At 60.7% G+C, this 14,949-nt stretch carries 16 protein-coding genes and 1 pseudogene; 5 read left to right on the top strand and 12 right to left on the bottom strand.

Features of this window, described 5'->3' with window-relative positions:
* The 3 genes and pseudogenes from PH605_RS22405 to PH605_RS22395 form a co-directional block, all read right to left on the bottom strand.
* Positions 1–493 (bottom strand): annotated as a pseudogene (locus PH605_RS22405) (DUF535 family protein); the annotation flags it as partial.
* Between the two features lie 150 nt (positions 494–643).
* Positions 644–1,801 (bottom strand): ATP-binding protein, encoded by a 1,158-nt coding sequence (locus PH605_RS22400; protein ID WP_142846160.1) that lies wholly within the window; start codon positions 1,799–1,801, stop codon positions 644–646.
* Positions 1,798–2,496, bottom strand: coding sequence for a response regulator (locus PH605_RS22395; RefSeq protein ID WP_065657442.1), 699 nt, complete (start codon positions 2,494–2,496; stop codon positions 1,798–1,800). The genes PH605_RS22400 and PH605_RS22395 overlap by 4 nt, the downstream gene beginning before the upstream one ends.
* A 172-nt stretch (positions 2,497–2,668) precedes the next feature.
* Here PH605_RS22395 and PH605_RS22390 point away from each other — a divergent pair, with 172 nt between their 5' ends.
* Complete coding sequence (locus PH605_RS22390) at positions 2,669–3,505, top strand: phosphatase PAP2 family protein (RefSeq protein WP_142846158.1); 837 nt, start codon at positions 2,669–2,671, stop codon at positions 3,503–3,505.
* An 88-nt stretch (positions 3,506–3,593) separates the two neighbouring features.
* Here the strand turns inward: PH605_RS22390 and PH605_RS22385 are convergent, their stop codons facing one another.
* From PH605_RS22385 to PH605_RS22345, 9 genes are all read right to left on the bottom strand, one after another.
* Positions 3,594–3,878: a copper-binding protein gene (locus tag PH605_RS22385; RefSeq protein WP_003522073.1), complete on the bottom strand. Its 285-nt coding sequence runs from the start codon at positions 3,876–3,878 to the stop codon at positions 3,594–3,596.
* Positions 3,879–3,901: 23 nt separating this feature from the next.
* Positions 3,902–4,378 (bottom strand): cupredoxin domain-containing protein, encoded by a 477-nt coding sequence (locus PH605_RS22380; RefSeq protein ID WP_142846156.1) that lies wholly within the window; start codon positions 4,376–4,378, stop codon positions 3,902–3,904.
* A gap of 53 nt (positions 4,379–4,431) precedes the next feature.
* Positions 4,432–5,781, bottom strand: coding sequence for a multicopper oxidase family protein (locus PH605_RS22375; protein ID WP_125146138.1), 1,350 nt, complete (start codon positions 5,779–5,781; stop codon positions 4,432–4,434).
* Between the two features lie 14 nt (positions 5,782–5,795).
* Complete coding sequence (locus PH605_RS22370; protein WP_142846154.1) at positions 5,796–7,274, bottom strand: TolC family protein; 1,479 nt, start codon at positions 7,272–7,274, stop codon at positions 5,796–5,798.
* Positions 7,271–7,501, bottom strand: coding sequence for a hypothetical protein (locus PH605_RS22365; protein ID WP_003522077.1), 231 nt, complete (start codon positions 7,499–7,501; stop codon positions 7,271–7,273). Before PH605_RS22365 ends, PH605_RS22370 begins: the two co-directional genes overlap by 4 nt.
* An 87-nt stretch (positions 7,502–7,588) precedes the next feature.
* Positions 7,589–7,999 (bottom strand): hypothetical protein, encoded by a 411-nt coding sequence (locus PH605_RS22360; protein ID WP_142846168.1) that lies wholly within the window; start codon positions 7,997–7,999, stop codon positions 7,589–7,591.
* Positions 8,000–8,133: 134 nt separating this feature from the next.
* Positions 8,134–9,078 (bottom strand): hypothetical protein, encoded by a 945-nt coding sequence (locus PH605_RS22355; RefSeq protein ID WP_142846152.1) that lies wholly within the window; start codon positions 9,076–9,078, stop codon positions 8,134–8,136.
* A gap of 85 nt (positions 9,079–9,163) precedes the next feature.
* On the bottom strand, positions 9,164–10,063 hold the full coding sequence (locus PH605_RS22350) for an AraC family transcriptional regulator (RefSeq protein WP_161987987.1): 900 nt from the start codon (positions 10,061–10,063) through the stop codon (positions 9,164–9,166).
* A gap of 99 nt (positions 10,064–10,162) precedes the next feature.
* Positions 10,163–10,609, bottom strand: coding sequence for an acetyltransferase (locus PH605_RS22345; RefSeq protein WP_142846150.1), 447 nt, complete (start codon positions 10,607–10,609; stop codon positions 10,163–10,165).
* A 232-nt stretch (positions 10,610–10,841) separates the two neighbouring features.
* Here PH605_RS22345 and bioB point away from each other — a divergent pair, with 232 nt between their 5' ends.
* The 4 genes from bioB to PH605_RS22325 are packed head-to-tail and all read left to right on the top strand — an operon-like array spanning position 10,842 to position 14,945.
* Positions 10,842–11,876: a biotin synthase BioB gene (bioB, locus tag PH605_RS22340; RefSeq protein WP_142846148.1), complete on the top strand. Its 1,035-nt coding sequence runs from the start codon at positions 10,842–10,844 to the stop codon at positions 11,874–11,876.
* The gene (locus PH605_RS22335) at positions 11,873–13,018 is read left to right on the top strand and encodes an 8-amino-7-oxononanoate synthase (RefSeq protein ID WP_142846146.1); all 1,146 of its coding nucleotides are present in this window, start codon (positions 11,873–11,875) and stop codon (positions 13,016–13,018) included. The genes bioB and PH605_RS22335 overlap by 4 nt, the downstream gene beginning before the upstream one ends.
* Entirely contained in the window at positions 13,015–13,653 is a 639-nt protein-coding gene (gene bioD, locus PH605_RS22330; RefSeq protein WP_142846144.1) for a dethiobiotin synthase, read from the top strand. The genes PH605_RS22335 and bioD overlap by 4 nt, the downstream gene beginning before the upstream one ends.
* Entirely contained in the window at positions 13,650–14,945 is a 1,296-nt protein-coding gene (locus PH605_RS22325; protein WP_142846142.1) for an adenosylmethionine--8-amino-7-oxononanoate transaminase, read from the top strand. The genes bioD and PH605_RS22325 overlap by 4 nt, the downstream gene beginning before the upstream one ends.
* Positions 14,946–14,949: the final 4 nt, after the last annotated feature.

Here is a 14,949-nt window from a genome sequence, read left to right as displayed (position 1 = left end):
CCTCATGCACCGGCGACGCACCGATCGGCTTCTCGACCCGCCACCAGACAAACCCAGAAACCAAATCCAGATGGCCTTCCAATGGCCGCAAATTTAAACCGGACAGTAGTGCCCACAGCCCGGCCATGACGCTCCTGGAAAAATGCCGGTCCGCAATTGCGAAATTATCCATGAGAAAAACCAGCCGTCTCTTCCGGGAAACTTTATTGATGAGCAGTTTCGACAGGGGTTTCTGGAGAAGGTCGTCATGCGGGAGCGGCAATTTTCGCTCTGCTGAAAAATCCGCCAGAAACCGCCACCACCGAAAGGTGACCAATGGATTGGCCGCAAAACGCAGCCAGAAAAGGACCGCCCGCTTCCAGTAGGCGCGCCGGGGAAAGGTCATAATTCTCCAGAGCAACAAAAAACGGGGTGTTTCCGAAACCGTCTGGGCCACATCATCCGTGACCGGGAGTTTCTCTGCCAGAACGGCAACATCTTGAATGCGCGACATAAATGGGCTTCCGGCAGAACATGGCGTTCAGCCGGGGCATGCGCCAGAATTGTCAAGATTCTGTCGAGAAACGGCCTGCCCTACGTGAAGACCGGTTTGTTGCCTCAGCGCAAAACAAGCAACCGCAAAGAGACGGTTGGCCGGGAGATTTCAGGAGGTTTTCCCAAAGACAACCGTCACGATGGCTCCGCCGTCCGGTCGTGTCTTTATCTGCAGATCGCTGTCATGCGCCCGAGCGATTGCACGGGCAATCGAAAGGCCGAGGCCCGTGCCACCGGTTTTGCGCGCGCGCGACGGTTCCATCCGCCAGAAGAGTTCGATACCGTGTGCCTCGACGCCGGGGGGAAAGCCCGGCCCCTTATCCTCGATCGTAACGAAGGGCCGCCCGTCCTGAAGCCCGGTCGAACAGCTCAGAAATTTGCCGCTCGCCGCATAGCGGCGCACATTGTCCATCAGGATCAGCAATAGCTGCCGAAGGCGTTGGCGGTCGCCGCAAATGGATGCGGGCTCCAGCGACATATCGATATCGATGCCGGCCTCATCCATCAGTGGCCGCGCCGCTTCCGCCACCGCCGCGCATTCGGCGGCAAGATCAAGTGGCTCGGTGTCTTTGACGAGGCTGTTGGTTTCCGCCAGGGAAAGTGTGCGCAAATCATCGACAAGACGCGCCAGCCCCTCCACATGGACGATGAGGTGGCGAATGGCTTGCTTGTCGAGGGGAAAGACATCATCCGCGATGCCGTGCAAACGGCCCTGGAGGATCGTCAGCGGTGTGCGCAATTCATGGGCCACCGCCATCGTGTTGAACTTCAGCCGGCGCTCCATCATCTGAAGTTCCCGCGTCAGACTCTCGAAACTGTCGACCAGAAATGCGACTTCGGCGATGGGGTTCGCCTTGATCTTTGCACCTCCGCTGAAATCGCCGGTCGCCATGCGCCGCGCAGCGTCTGCGAGTTCGCCGAGAGGTGCCGCAATGCGCCGGGAGATGAAATAACCGAGCAGGCTGCACAGAAGGACAGCGAGCAATCCGAAGAGGAATACCGATTTGATAAGCTCGTTATCCGCCTCATCCTCCAGGCCCGGCAAAACCTCGATAAGGGCCTGAAGCTGGCGCTGATCCGGCATCACGCCCCGGTCGATATCCGAGAAGGCCCTGGAGGCATCGGGCGACAGCTGGGCGATGATGCGTTCTTCAATATTGTCCGCATACCAGGAAACGCCGAAATAGACCAACGCGACGGCAAAGATGAGCATCGTGGTGATCGTGATCGCCGTCATCGTGCGCAGGCGCAGTCGCCAGAGTTTCATGGTTTATGCTCCCCGGCCAGCCGATAACCGACGCTGCGCACCGAGACCAGATAACCGCAGGCGCCATGATCCGCCAGTTTCTTGCGCAGATTGGCGATGTGCGTGTCGATGGTGCGCGCCAGCGCATCGCTTTCCGGCAGGCAGGCATCCAGAATATCGGCGCGCTGAAAGGCGTGGGTGGGGCGGCGCGTCATATGGGCGAGTATCCTGAACTCGCTCAGCGTCAGGGGTAGAACGGTCCGTCCCCCATCGCCGCAAACGGCCGCGACATAGGCTTCGGTGTCCACTTCGATGGCCCCGAAGCGCAAGACCCCACCGGCGGCCGGCTGTCGCGTGCGTTTCAGCACGGCATTCACCCGCGCGATCAATTCGTGGGGATTGAAAGGTTTGACGATGTAATCGTCAGCGCCAAGGCGAAGGCCGGTCAGCTTGTCCATATCCTCCGCAAGGGAGGTGACCATGATGACAGGTGTATCCCGTTCCCGCCGGATGCGGTTCAACACCTCGATGCCATCGAACTTCGGCAGGCGAATGTCGAGCAGAACCAGATCCGGTCTCAACATGGAGAAATGCGTCAGCGCTATTTCTCCGTCGCTCGCCCTGACGGTTCTGTACCCTTCGCGAATGAGATAGGCGTCCAGAATCTGAATAATATCGGGGTCGTCTTCGACGATCAGAATAAGCCCTTTGTCCATACTCGATCCGCAAATCTGCTTCTGTAAACCGTGGTAACGCCGGGACGCTAAGCGGATGCGAAACATCGGGCAAGAGCCTCCATCCCCGAATAAACACTATCGGTGCCGCTTTCCTCGCAGTCTTGTCTCTTTCTCCGCAAAGCCTTGACATTTCTGCGGAAGAGAACTGGCCATGCACCAGCCTCTCGCCAGTAAAACCGACAGGAAAAAGCTGAATTGGACCCGGAGGTCGAAATTTCGCGCAGGCGCCATCCATGTCGCCTGTCAGGCTTTTTCGCGTGCCGCCGGCAGTTCCTTCCTGCTGGCTCTTCTGGTCGCTCTTGCGATGATGATTGTCTTCACGCTCAGGTCGGATATCGATCTTGAGGTGAGCCGGCAATTCTGGACGGACCGTTTCCACCTTGGCGAGGATGAGTTCCTGGTTTCCGTCCGAGATCTGAACCGCATGCTTCCGCCGGTTTTGTTGTCGGGGCTGGTGTGCATGCTTGTCCTCATGCCATTTTCGGGCGCACTGCCTCGGGTTTTACCACCGCACAAGCTGCTGCTTATTGCCGTCTTTTTTGCTCTGGGCCCGGGTGCCACGGTTCATATACTGAAAAACGCGTTTGGCAGGGCAAGACCTCGCCATCTCGGCGAGTTCGGGGGAGACCTGTTGTTTACACCGGTTCTTTCCCTTGACGGTGGCTGCGCCCGAAATTGCTCTTTTCCTTCCGGTGAAAGCGCTTCCGCAGCCGCTCTTCTTGCCTTCACCATTCTCCTGCCAGAGAAATTTCGCCTGATCGGCATCGCGATACTGGCGCCATTCATCGTGATTGTCTCCCTGAACAGGGTCGCAATGGGCGCTCACTTCCTCTCCGATGTCCTGATTGCATGGCCCTTGATGCTCGCGGTGTTTCTTCTCCTACAGCGGCCGTTCATGAACAACCGGCAGGCGATAGACGCCGCCTTCTCGCGCAAGGCCGAAGGGGCGCGGCCCGCCGCGGAAACAAGGCCATTTGCGGGACAATAAGGCTGAGGGGAATCACATCCGCCCAATATCAAAAAGGGCAGCGGAAAACCGCTGCCCGTGCTGTTTCTTGCGGAGTGGCCAGATGGCCTTATTTCACCTGGGCGACGACCAGCTTGCCGTCGGCGCGTTCGGCGACGAACTCGATATTGGCGCCTTCCTTGAGCTTGGCGAGGATCGCATCGTCCTTGACGCGGAACACCATCGTCATGGCCGGCATGTCGAGGTTCTTCAGTTCTTCATGGATGATGGTGACCTTCTTGGCCGCGGCATCGACCTTCTTTACCGTTCCCTTGGTGAATTCCTCTGCGAATGCACTGAGGGGAGCGGTGAGCAGGAGTGCTGCTGCAACGGTGATTTTAACGATGGTCTTCATGGTCGGATTCCTTTGTTGCCGGGTTACTTTGCAGAAACTTTGAGATCGCCGCGCATGCCGGCCTCGTAATGTCCGGGTTTCAGGCAGGCGAATTCGAACATGCCGTCATTGGTGAATTTCCAGATGATTTCGCCGCTTTCGCCGGGCGCGAGGCTGATCGCGTTCGGATTGTCGTGCTCCATCTCCGGAGCCTTCTCCATGGCGGCCTTGTGCTCCAGATTGGCCTTCTGTTCGTCGAGAATGAATTCATGGTCCAGTTCGCCGACGTTCTTCACGACAAAGCGGACTGTCTTGCCCTTCTTGAAGTCGAACTTGGCGGGGGTGAAGAGCATCTTGCCGTCCGGCGTTTCCTTCATCGTCACCTGAATGGTCTGGGTCACCTTGGCCTTGTCGCCCGGTTCGCCGATCGCCATCGCTTCATGGCCGCCGCCGTGAGTGCCGGACGCAAGGGCGGGCGTGGCGAGAGCGGTGAGAAGCAGTGCAATTTTCAGTTTGGTCATTCCATGTTTCCTTGATTTTGGTGGGGTTCTTGTGGGGGTTGGGGTCTGCGCGATCAGCCGTGTTTCATCGGTTTCGGCGTGATCTGCGTTCTGGGGTCATTGGTCTTGGTCGTATCCGGCAACTCGCCGGTCCATTCCCAGGCCTGGGTTCCGGGCGGGTTTTCGTACCAGCCGGGATCTGAGTAATCGCCTGCGGAGATGCCTTCGCGGACCTTCACCACGGAGAACATGCCGCCCATCTCGATGGGGCCGTGCGGACCCCAACCCGTCATCATGGGTACGGTATTCTCAGGGATTTCCATTTCCATCGCGCCCATATCGGCCATGCCGGCGGTGCCCATCGGCATATATTCCGGCCGCACCTTGCGGATTTTCTCTGCGACGCTCTTCTTGTCGACGCCGATGAAGGTCGGGACGTCATGTCCCATCGCATTCATCGTATGGTGCGACTTGTGGCAATGGATTGCCCAGTCGCCGACATATTTGGCGTCGAATTCATAGGCCCGCATCGCACCCACGGGGATATCGATGCTCACCTCCGGCCAGCGCGCCTCGGGCCGCACCCAGCCGCCGTCCGTGCAGGTCACCTCGAAATCGTAACCGTGCATGTGGATCGGATGGTTGGTCATGGTGAGGTTGCCGACGCGCACGCGCACCCGGTCGTCCTTGGAAACCACCAGCGGATCGATGCCCGGAAACACCCGGCTGTTCCATGACCACAGATTGAAGTCGGTCATGGTCATGATCTTCGGCACATAGGAACCGGGATCGATGTCGAAGGCATTGATGAGGAACACGAAATCGCGGTCCACCGGCATGAAGGCCGGGTCCTTCGGATGGATCACGAAGAAGCCCATCATGCCCATCGCCATCTGCACCATCTCGTCCGAATGCGGGTGGTACATGAAGGTGCCGGATTTCACGAGATCGAACTCGTAGACGAAGGTTTTGCCAACCGGGATATGCGGCTGCGACAACCCGCCCACACCATCCATGCCGGACGGCAGGATCATGCCGTGCCAGTGGATCGTCGTATGTTCCGGCAGCTTGTTGGTGACGAAAATACGCACCCGGTCGCCTTCGACGGCCTCGATGGTCGGACCGGGCGACTGGCCGTTATAGCCCCAGAGGCGAGCGGTCATGCCCTCCGCCATTTCGCGCTCCACCGGCTCGGCGACAAGGTGGAACTCTTTGACGCCGTTGTTCATCCGGAAGGGCAGGGTCCAGCCGTTGAGGGTGACGACGGGGTTGTAATCCGGGCCGGTGGTGGGCTTGACCGGGGCCTGGGTCGCAGCCGTTTCCATCACGGCCGCTTCCGGCAGGCCGGTGTTGGATGTTTTCGCCCAGGCCGCCGAGGAGACCATTGCGGCGCCGACACCCAGAAAGTTTCTTCTGTTAAACATGGTCGTTTCCTTTCTCAGTGTCCGCCACCGCCGCCGCCAGCGGCGGCAACCTCGGTCTCCGCGCCCGCCGCAGCACCCGTGCCGCCGCCGTAAATGGCGGGAGCGAGGCTGGCCTCGGCGAGCCAGAAGTCACGTTTCGCATTGATGGCGAGCAGGCTTGAATTGACCTTTTCCCGGCTGTCGGCCAGAAGCTCGAAGGTGTTGGTGATCATGCCGTTATAGGTCAGCAGCGACTGCTCCTCGATTTTGGTGCGCAGCGGCACCACGCTGTTGCGGTAATGCCTGGCGATGTCATAGTTCGAGCGATAGGCCTGATAGGCGGAGCGGGCTTCCGAGCGGACATTGACCGCTTTTTCCGCCAGCAGGTTCGCCGCGCGCATATAGGCAAGTTCGGATTCCCGCATGCGCGCCTGACCGGAATCGAAGATCGGAATGACGAATTCCAGCTCGGCATTGCCGGTGGTCTGCTTGTGGATTTCGCCGTCTTCCAGCTCGCGCTCGGTCTCGAAGCCGGAACGGATTTCGAGATCGGTCACGTATCGGGTGGCTTCCGTGAGCTTGAACGACCGGGCGGTCGCTTCCAGATCGAGCTTTGCCATCTGCAGATCCACGCGGCGCTGCAGCGCCTCGGCCTCGATCATGTCCCGTTTGGTAAGCGCTTTCGGAAGCGGGGGCAGGCGGTTGGGAATGGTGTATTCGATATCCGCTCCCCACAGTCCCATCAGCCGGGTCAGTTCCTCCTTGGCAAGACGGGCCTCAAGCCGCGCTCGGGCAATCTGGCCGGTCAACTCGGCGTAAAACACCTGTTCGCGGGCCTGGCCCTCCTTGTTGAGCGAACCCGCCTCGCCGAGTTTCACGGCAAGTTCGGAGGCGGCATCCGCCGCGGTCTGTGCCTGCGCCAGCTGGCCGACATTTTCCCATGCCGCCACCGCGGTAATCCAGGCGCGGCGGGTATCGGCCGCCAGTTGCAGCGTCTTCAGCGCGGCGCCTAACTGCGCTTTGCGGAAGCCGGTATCGGCGATCTCGACATTTTTCTTGAGGGTAGCCAGCGCCAGAATATTGGTGACTACGACACCCTCGATCGCCTGATAGGCCCTGAGCCCCGGGGTGCCGATCCCCGTCAGCCCGATGCCGACCCGCGGATTGACCAGCATGGTCGATTGCCATGCGGTGGCGGCGGATTCGCCGAGATCGGCATAGGCTGCCTGAAGGCCCTTGTTGTTCAGGAGCGCAACCTGCACCGCCGTCTCGACATCGAGACTTTTGCCGGCGGCCATCAGCGATTTGACGCGGGCCTGCGTCGCCTGCGCCTCGGCCCGGTTCTGCACCCAGACCGCCTGCTTGCCTGTCGCCTCGGATGTCCTGGCCGAAACATTGGCGAAACCGGCTTCACGCGACGCATATTGGGCGGCCGTGACACAGCCGCCGAGAAGAAACGGCAGGCAAAGGGTGGTCGCGATTTTCGCTCCGAGTTTGAAGGTAAGTATCGTCATGATGCGTCTCCTTTCGGAGCCTGCGCATCGTTCTGGTTACGCCAGGGCTTCGGGTCCACCGGCGCGCGGTGCGTGTAACCCGCGACCGGGGTCTGATAGCGGATGGGGGCCGCGCCGAGCGAAGGGTTTGCCGCGTCGTCATAGGAGGCGGCGTCGTTCATCATGGATGTGGCTGTGCAGCCGCCCAGAAGCAGGGGCGCCGCAACCACAATGTAAATTGGGTTCATGGGTATTTTCCGAATAGGAGATGCAACGGCGCGGCGGCGCTAAAGCCGCTCACGCACGGTCATTGCCCAAAGGCGGGCTTTGCCTGTTCAGATATTCGGGGGGCGGTGAAGGAGCGGGGTCTGGCCCAGCGCCTTGCTGTCGTCGAGGAAGGAACGGATGCTGTTGACGACGGGGCTGCCAATGGTGTCGTGGCTGATCAGAACCGCCATGCCGAGACAGAAATCGCCGCAGCATTGCGGCTTGACGGGCTTTTTTACGCCGCCGTCCTGTTCGGCCATATCGTTATGATCGTGACTGTCGGACATCATGGCTGAGGCGCCATGGTCCATCGTCGCGCCGTGATCCATCATGGCGGACTGGTCGTGCTGCATTCCACCGGCTTTGGCAGGATGCATTGCGGCATTGACGGTGGAAACACTATAGCCAGCCAGTGACAGTATCATCACCAGTCTAAACAACAGGGCCAGCAATTTCGATGCTCGCAACATCTCACGCATGTTGCGTAGAAAAGCTGTAGTCCTGTGATTTGTCAATGGATATCCCTCATAACCATCGACGAAAGCCGTTATGCCGCATTCACGCGGAGCGAGGCCGGCAAGCGGAATCGCAGGGTCTGCAGCCTGCCCGCACCTCACGCGAAGTCGATGAAGGCTTCATCGAGAATAAGGAGCTTGCGAGCCTGCATGCGGGCATATTCCTCGTAAAAACCCTGCGAAATCCAGAGCGCGGAGCGGCCGCGTCGTCCGCTCCAGCCGATGCCGCCGATCAGTTCGGCCGCCGCAAGCTTGCGGCCGATGTGGATACGCGACAGGGAAAGAGATGTCGCCAGCTGCGTCACGGTTTCCACATCGGTCAGGCGCCTGCCCTGTTCGGTCGGCCTTTCCCAGTCGATGCCGGCGATAAGGCGGTCCATCAGCAGTCCGCCGGCATCGAACCAGTTGAAGATGATGGAAAGCGGGCCGGGGCAGCGCACCTCCGGATGCGACAGAAACGCCTGCGATACGCGGGGGTGGATATGGGGAAGCAGGGCCTCCGACCGCTTGATGAAACGTGATGCCCTGAAGCCCTCATCCAGCAGATCCAGCGCCTGAAAATGCACGTCGTACCATTGCGCAAGCATCGCCAGCGCCGGGGCTGAAGGCACGATCCCTTTGCCGGGCCCATTGCCCGGCCCGTTGCTGGACCGGTCTGCCGGGCGTGTCATTCCGCGTTTCAGCGCCTCCTTGAAGAAGGCATAAGCGACACTATGGCTGGCGAGCCCATGCCGAAGCGCCAGATGGCCGAAATCTTCCCGCGTCAGCGCGGCTTCTCCCTCTCCTGTTTCAGGGGCGCCACATTTCTGAAAATAGAGCGCCAGAAGCGCGTGACACAGAAGCCGGCTCTGGCGTGTCGCAAAAAGCGCGGTCATCTCGGGCGAGCCTTCGTAAAGGGCGATGAAACTTCCCGCCAGCAGACGCAGCGCCGCCGCGAAGGGTTCTTTTTGCAGCATCGCCTCTATTTCGCCGGGCGCTGGCCTGCGGCAATCGGCTGTCGCGGTCGGCAACCGGGAAATCGCAAAATCGAAAAAATTGGTCATGGGCCGCGCTCCGGGATGGGATGATCCAATCGCCCTTACAGGAGCTGAAATGGCGCGTCTTCTCATTGCGCGCAGAGGTGAAATTTTAAGCCGGCGGCATATCCGCAGCGCGGGCGTCGCCGGGCGTCATGCCATAGGTGCCGACAAATACCCTGTAGAAAGTAGCGAGGCTGTCAAAGCCGCAGCCAAAAGCGATCTGCGTGACCGGCAAGGCGGGGAATGCCAGCAGCAACCGTTTCGCCTCCTCGATCCGCAAGGAGGAGAGCGTGCGGGAAAACGACAGTTCGGCACCCTCGAAAACCACATGCAATTGCCGAAGCGAAATGCCCAGTTCCCTTGCGACGGCGGCAGGGGTGAGGTTCTGCCGGGATTTCTTCCGTATCATGATGTCCTGTGCTGCATAACAGAGCCCGGTCCTGAGCGCGGCGCGAACCTCCGGCATGGCGGGCGAAAGCCGCCCGCGCGCCGTCATGGCAAGCCGGGCGATATGGGTGACATCGCGGGCGGGATCGATGAGCCTGCCGGGGTCGGCGTTCAGCGCATTGAAGAGGGCCCGGAAGGGCAGGGAGAAACTGTTGTTTTCCGCATAACGCGTCGCAAACAGGTCATCGGTGGCCTGACCGAGCATGACCTCGTAATCCACGGGGATCTTCAGCATCCTGTAGTGAAAATCCGCCTCGTTTCCCGGTATCGCATCATAGGGCAAGTCGGAATAGTTGATGGTGATATCGCCACCGCCAACCGCGTGAACCTGATTTTTACCGGCATGCAGAAAGCCGGAGCCCCTGACCTGCAGGCCAATGCAGAGGCTGTCGCCGGCAATCCGGGCAATATCGGCTTCGGTGCGGTTCACCCGGTAAGAGGAAGCACGCATCTCGGTCACCACGGCGCCGGCGACGGCGCGCGCCTGAAACGAACCCCTGAAGCTGTGGCGAAGGTCCCGCGCAAGCTCGATTGTCACGCCAAACAGGCTTTTGCCGCGCACTTCGCGCCATTGGTCGAAGCGGTGTTCGGGCAGAAAATCGTCGGTTGCGAAGCGGACTATGGTGTTCGTGGCTTGATCCTCCCCGACGATCCCGGCGGCCTATTTTTCCGTTGCGCGAAATCGAAGATGAACGAGCGGATAGGGTCGCCCCTGTCCGTCGAGATCGGAGCGTCCCGTCGGTTCGAATCCCAGCCGGCGGTAAAAACCAATGGCCCCGGCGTTCTGTTCGTTGACGTCCGTGGTTAGTGCGGGGTGGAGCGCAAGCGCCCGCTGAACCAGAACCTTGCCGATGCCCTGACCATGATGGTCCGGATCGATGAAAAGCGCCTCCATGTGCCCTTCATGCAGAAACATGAAACCGAGGGGGCGGTCAGAAACATCGACCGCCAGCGTGAGCGGCGCCTGCGGCAGAAAGGCTTCGACTTCCTCCCCGATCGCGACGCGATCCGCCGGCAGAAGGAACCCGTGGGTGGCGTCGACTGCTTTGCTCCATATCTCGAGGATGCGGGAAGCGTCGTGGCTCTCGGAGGGACGAAGTGTGATCATGCCTCACCCTTAGCAAGTGCGGACTTTTCACGCCATGGGCCGACCCGATCTTTTCCGAGAGCGCGTGCGTATTCAATGAATTTCAGCGTTAAAGCCGGCGATTCCGATCCTCGCATATGTCGCCATCTCTCCTGCCGAAAATTTTTCTCGAAAAAAGTGCTTGCAAAAAGCGGCCGTAAAAAAATAGATAAAAAGAACTTCTATCTATTTATTTTGAGGGAAAGATCGACAGATGGACCAGATAGTCACGCAAATCGACAGAAATCCAGCTCCGATTGCGGGTTTCGGCAATGACTTGTCGCTTGAAGAAGCCAAAATTATCTATAATTTACCTTTTAACGATCTTCTGTTCCGCGCTCAACAGGTGCATCGCTGTCATTTCGATCCCAATGCCATCCAGATGAGCCGGCTCTTATCCATCAAGACAGGCGGCTGCCCGGAGGATTGCAGCTATTGCAGCCAGTCCGCCCGCAACCCCACCGGCCTTAAGGCCTCCAAACTCATGGAAGTGGAGCGGGTGCTGGCTGAGGCGCGCAAGGCGAAGGAAGGCGGCGCGACGCGTTATTGCATGGGTGCCGCCTGGCGCAATCCCAAGGAGCGCGACATGGAGGCCGTGGTGGCCATGGTCGAGGGCGTGAAGGCGCTCGGCATGGAAACCTGCATGACGCTCGGCATGCTGACGCCGGAGCAATCCGAGCGGCTGGCCGATGCCGGTCTCGACTACTACAACCACAACGTCGACACTTCCGAGCGGTTCTATTCGCAGATCATCACCACCCGCACCTTCGAGGACCGGCTGGAAACGCTTGCCAATGTCCGTGATGCCGGCATCAAGGTTTGCGCGGGCGGCATTCTTGGTATGGGGGAAACGGTGGAAGACCGGATCTCGATGCTGGTGACGCTTGCCAACCTGCCGGTGCCGCCGGAAAGCGTGCCGATCAACATGCTGATCCCGATCCCCGGCTCGAAGCTGGCCAAGGCCGATCCCGTCGATCCGATCGATTTCGTCCGTACCATCGCGCTGGCGCGCATCCTCATGCCGCGTTCGCATGTGCGGCTTTCGGCCGGGCGCACGGAGATGAGCGATGAGACGCAGGCGCTCTGTTTCCTGGCCGGCGCCAACTCCATCTTCATCGGCGAAACCCTGCTGACGGCGGATAATCCGGGTGAGGACCACGACACGGCGCTTTTCCGCCGTCTTGGCCTGAAGCCGATGGAACTGCAGTCCACGGAATTGCAGTCTGGGGAGGCGGGAGGGTGCCGGTGACCCTCGCGGCCCTCTCTCCCTATGAGGCGAAGCTTGCAGGCCTGGAGCGCAAATCGCGGCTGCGCGCGCTCGCTCCTCAACAGGGGATCGATTTCACCTCCAATGACTATCTTGGCCTTGCCGATTCACCCCGGCTGAAGGCGGCATTTGCCGACGCCATCGGAAGGGGCGTGCCGGTGGGGGCCGGCGGCTCGCGGCTGCTGCGTGGCAACCACCGCGAACATGAGGCGCTGGAAGCGGAAGCAGCGGCATTTTTCCGAGCGGAAAAAGCGATCTATTTCGGCAGCGGTTTTGCCGCCAATGTCGCGCTGTTCTCCACATTGCCGCTGCGGGAAGACCTCGTTCTTCACGACGCCCTGATCCATGCCAGCGTCCATGACGGTATTGCGGCCGGCAAGGCGAAGGCGATTGCCGTGCCGCATAATCAGATCGAGGCATTCGAACGGGAAATTATCCGCTGGCGGCAGGAGGGTGGCCGGGGCCGACCGTGGATCGCCATCGAAAGCCTTTATTCCATGGATGGCGACCGAGCGCCCCTTTCGGCCCTGGCTGATCTTGCCGGGCAACACGGAGGCTTCCTTGTCGTCGATGAGGCCCATGCCACCGGTGTTTTCGGCCCCGGCGGGCGTGGCCTTGCCGCGGAGCTGGAAGGCAGGGGCAATGTGGTGGCATTGCACACCTGCGGCAAGGCGCTCGGTCTTTCCGGCGCGCTTTTGAGCCTGCCGGCGGTGCTTGCCGATTACCTCGTTAACCGCGCCCGCGGTTTCATCTATTCGACTGCGCCTTCGCCGCTGATGGCGGCGGCGGTGCGGGAAGCCCTGCGCATCGTCGCCGGTGAACCATGGCGACGCCTGCGGCTGGCGGAGCTGGTAAATTTTGCCGGCGAAGAGCTTCGCGCCCGGCTCGGCGTCGCGCCCAGCGGCTCCCAGATATTACCAGTGATGATCGGTGACAATGCCCGTTCGCTTCGTATCGCTGCACATCTGCGGGAGGGCGGTTTCGATGTACGCGCGATCCGCCCGCCGACGGTGCCGGAGGGCACGGCGCGCCTGCGTATCGCCATCACGCTCAATGTGGATGAGAGCCAGATCGCCGATATGATCGGGCTGCTTGTCCTTTCGCTGGGGGAGGAGCGCAGATGAGCCCTCGTTTCGTCATCTCCGGCACCGATACGGGCATCGGCAAGACGGTTTTTTCCGCAGCGCTGACCCATGCCCTGCAGGCTTGTTACTGGAAACCCGTGCAATCCGGGCTTGAGGAAGAAACAGACAGTGAGACGGTGGAGCGGCTGGGTGGCGTGCCGCGCGGGCGCATCCTACCGGAGGCCTATCGCCTGAAAATGCCGGCTTCGCCGCATCTGTCGGCCCGCCTCGAAAATGTAACGATCGACCCCACGCTGCTGCTGCCGCCGCAAACGGATGGACCGCTGGTGATCGAGGGCGCGGGTGGGCTTCTGGTGCCGCTGACGGACACGGTGCTCTTCGCCGATATCTTCGCCCGCTGGCAAATTCCGCTTGTGCTGTGCGCAAGAACGTCGCTTGGCACCATCAACCACACGCTGCTCTCGCTCGAGGCGTTGCGGCACCGCGCCATTCCCGTGCAGGGCGTGGTCTTCATCGGCGATGAGAACCGGGAAAATGAGCGCGTCATCGCCAATATCGGCGCCATTCGCCTGCTCGGCCGTCTGCCGCGCCTGCCGGAGATGACATCAGAGGCGCTGCATCGGGCATTTGCCCGACACTTCAATCTCGCTGATTTTCTGGAGGCGCCGGCATGAGCCGTTCCCCTGTCTGGCATCCCTTCACCCAGCATGGGCTGGAACCGCCGATGAAACGCGTCGTATCAGCGGAAGGCGCATTTCTCGTCGATGAGGACGGCGATCGCCTGTTCGACGCCATTTCCTCCTGGTGGGTCATCACCCACGGGCACCGGCATCCGGCGATCATGGCGGCCATCCGCGCCGCGACAGAGGCCTTCGATCAAGTCATTTTCGCCGAGTTCTCCCATGAACCTGCCGAAACGCTGGCGCGCGGGCTGATCGAGCTTGCGCCAGCTGGGCTAAGCCATGTGTTTTATTCCGATAGCGGCTCGACGGCGGTTGAGGTGGCGCTGAAAATGGCGCTGGGATATTTCCACAATCGCGGAGAAAAGCGCGACCGTATCGTGGTGATGGAGCACGGCTATCACGGCGACACTATCGGCACCATGTCGACCGGTGAGCGCGGTGCCTTCAATGCCGCTTACGAACCGCTGCTCTTCGGCGTTGGCCGGCTGGCTTTTCCGGAAGCGGGCGGTGAACAGCACACGCTGGACATGTTCGAAGACTTCTGCCGTTCAGGCCGCATCGCCGCCCTGTTGGTCGAGCCGCTGGTGCTCGGGGCGGGCGGCATGAGGATTTACGGCGCGGATGTTCTGGCCGGGCTGAAACAGATCGCCGAACGCCATGGCTGCCTCTTTATTGCAGACGAGGTGATGACGGGCTGGGGCAGAACCGGAACCATGTTCGCCTGCGAACAGGCCGGCATTTCACCGGATATTCTCTGCATCTCCAAGGGCCTGACCGGCGGCTCCCTGCCGCTGGCGGCAACGCTGTGCAGTGCGGAGATTTTCGACGCGCATTTTTCGACGGATCGTCGCAAGACCTTTTTCCATTCCAGTTCCTATACGGCCAATCCGATTGCCTGCGCCGCGGCCGTCGCCAATCTTCAGGTCTGGCGGGATGAGCCCGTGCTTCAACGCATCGGGCAATTGGAACAGGTGCTGCGTGACAATCTCCGGCGGTTTGCGGATGACCGGCGTTTCACCGGCATCCGGCAGATGGGAACCATCGCGGCCCTCGATCTCGTGGTGCCCGCCGGCGGGTATCTCGCCGAGGCGGGGCCGCGCATGCGGCAATCGTTCCGCGAGCGCGGGTTCGTCATCCGCCCGCTCGGCAATGTGCTTTACCTGATGCCGCCCTATTGTTCGACGGCGGAAGATCTGGCCAGCGCCTTTGACGCCATTGATGACGTGGCCGGGATCGTCACCGAAACCGCTTCGCTAAAATCGCGCGCGCTCGGCATCGCGTGAAAAC

The organism is Agrobacterium sp. CFBP 3001, from assembly GCF_027871605.1.
GTDB classification, from domain to species: domain Bacteria; phylum Pseudomonadota; class Alphaproteobacteria; order Rhizobiales; family Rhizobiaceae; genus Agrobacterium; species Agrobacterium leguminum.
This window is presented reverse-complemented; position numbering and strand designations above follow the sequence as displayed.

Coding starts and splice junctions, on each gene's coding strand:
- PH605_RS22360 (WP_142846168.1), bottom strand. CDS start 7,999: ATGCGTGAGATGTTGCGAGCATCGAAATTGCTGGCCCTGTTGTTTAGA.
- PH605_RS22390 (WP_142846158.1), top strand. CDS start 2,669: ATGCACCAGCCTCTCGCCAGTAAAACCGACAGGAAAAAGCTGAATTGG.
- PH605_RS22375 (WP_125146138.1), bottom strand. CDS start 5,781: ATGTTTAACAGAAGAAACTTTCTGGGTGTCGGCGCCGCAATGGTCTCC.
- PH605_RS22365 (WP_003522077.1), bottom strand. CDS start 7,501: ATGAACCCAATTTACATTGTGGTTGCGGCGCCCCTGCTTCTGGGCGGC.
- PH605_RS22325 (WP_142846142.1), top strand. CDS start 13,650: ATGAGCCGTTCCCCTGTCTGGCATCCCTTCACCCAGCATGGGCTGGAA.
- PH605_RS22345 (WP_142846150.1), bottom strand. CDS start 10,609: ATGATCACACTTCGTCCCTCCGAGAGCCACGACGCTTCCCGCATCCTC.
- bioD (WP_142846144.1), top strand. CDS start 13,015: ATGAGCCCTCGTTTCGTCATCTCCGGCACCGATACGGGCATCGGCAAG.
- PH605_RS22380 (WP_142846156.1), bottom strand. CDS start 4,378: ATGACCAAACTGAAAATTGCACTGCTTCTCACCGCTCTCGCCACGCCC.
- PH605_RS22400 (WP_142846160.1), bottom strand. CDS start 1,801: ATGAAACTCTGGCGACTGCGCCTGCGCACGATGACGGCGATCACGATC.
- bioB (WP_142846148.1), top strand. CDS start 10,842: ATGGACCAGATAGTCACGCAAATCGACAGAAATCCAGCTCCGATTGCG.
- PH605_RS22355 (WP_142846152.1), bottom strand. CDS start 9,078: ATGACCAATTTTTTCGATTTTGCGATTTCCCGGTTGCCGACCGCGACA.
- PH605_RS22370 (WP_142846154.1), bottom strand. CDS start 7,274: ATGACGATACTTACCTTCAAACTCGGAGCGAAAATCGCGACCACCCTT.
- PH605_RS22395 (WP_065657442.1), bottom strand. CDS start 2,496: ATGGACAAAGGGCTTATTCTGATCGTCGAAGACGACCCCGATATTATT.
- PH605_RS22385 (WP_003522073.1), bottom strand. CDS start 3,878: ATGAAGACCATCGTTAAAATCACCGTTGCAGCAGCACTCCTGCTCACC.